Genomic DNA, 1,162 nt, shown 5'->3' with positions numbered 1-1,162 from the left:
AGTTGACAGAACTTAACGGATGTTTTAAGGTTGTGTTGTCAATCTTCGCGCTTCCTCAGGGAAGTTTGCCATCATGACCACTGTTATCCAACGTCGCTCAACCAGCAACGTGTGGGAGCAGTTCTGCGAGTGGGTCACCTCCACCGACAACCGCCTCTACATCGGTTGGTTCGGGGTGCTGATGATCCCCACCCTGCTGACTGCCACCACCTGCTTCATCATTGCCTTCATCGGTGCTCCCCCAGTGGACATCGACGGGATTCGCGAGCCGGTTTCGGGTTCGCTGCTCTATGGCAACAACATCATCACCGGCGCGGTGGTGCCTTCTTCGGCTGCAATTGGCCTGCACTTTTACCCGATTTGGGAAGCCGCTTCCTTAGACGAGTGGCTCTACAACGGCGGCCCCTACCAGCTGATTGTGCTGCACTTTTTGATTGGGGTGTTCTGCTACATGGGCCGGGAGTGGGAGCTGAGCTACCGCTTGGGGATGCGTCCCTGGATTGCGGTGGCCTACTCGGCACCGGTGGCGGCAGCGACGGCCGTGTTTTTGATTTACCCGATTGGTCAGGGTTCGTTTTCGGACGGGATGCCGCTGGGGATTTCGGGGACGTTCAACTTCATGTTGGTGTTCCAGGCGGAGCACAACATTTTGATGCACCCGTTCCACCAGTTGGGCGTGGCCGGCGTGTTTGGGGGTGCGCTGTTTAGTGCGATGCACGGGTCGTTGGTGACCTCGAGCCTGATTCGCGAGACATCGGAAGAGGAGTCTCAGAACTTGGGGTACAAGTTTGGGCAAGAGGAAGAGACCTACAACATTGTGGCGGCGCACGGGTATTTTGGCCGGTTGATTTTCCAGTATGCGTCGTTCAACAACAGCCGGAGTCTGCACTTTTTCCTGGCGGCGTGGCCTGTGATTGGGATTTGGTTTACGGCGCTGGGGATTAGCATCATGGCGTTCAACCTGAACGGGTTCAACTTCAACCAGTCGATTGTGGACAGCAACGGTCGTGTGGTTGGGACGTGGGCGGATGTGCTCAACCGTGCCAACCTGGGGATGGAAGTGATGCACGAGCGGAATGCGCACAACTTCCCGCTGGACTTGGCGGCGGTGGAAGTGGCGCCGGCCATCCGTGGCTAATCCACTCCTGACCGAGTAGACTAG

1 protein-coding gene is annotated in these 1,162 nt (G+C 57.3%); it reads left to right on the top strand.

Going from position 1 to position 1,162, the window contains the following annotated elements; translation table 11 throughout:
• The first annotated feature begins 73 nt into the window (after window positions 1-73).
• Entirely contained in the window at window positions 74-1,138 is a 1,065-nt protein-coding gene (gene psbA / locus NW852_RS04975) for a photosystem II q(b) protein (RefSeq protein ID WP_011430136.1), read from the top strand.
• Window positions 1,139-1,162: the final 24 nt, after the last annotated feature.

Origin of the sequence: Synechococcus sp. H60.1, assembly GCF_047462335.1 — a bacterium.
Lineage (GTDB): Bacteria > Cyanobacteriota > Cyanobacteriia > Thermostichales > Thermostichaceae > Thermostichus.
Note: the sequence above shows the minus strand (reverse complement) of the source record. Positions and strands in the feature narration are given on the sequence as shown.

Bases quoted from the DNA above. Each gene is read 5' to 3' on its own strand.
- psbA (WP_011430136.1), top strand. From the start codon at position 74: ATGACCACTGTTATCCAACGTCGCTCAACCAGCAACGTGTGGGAGCAG.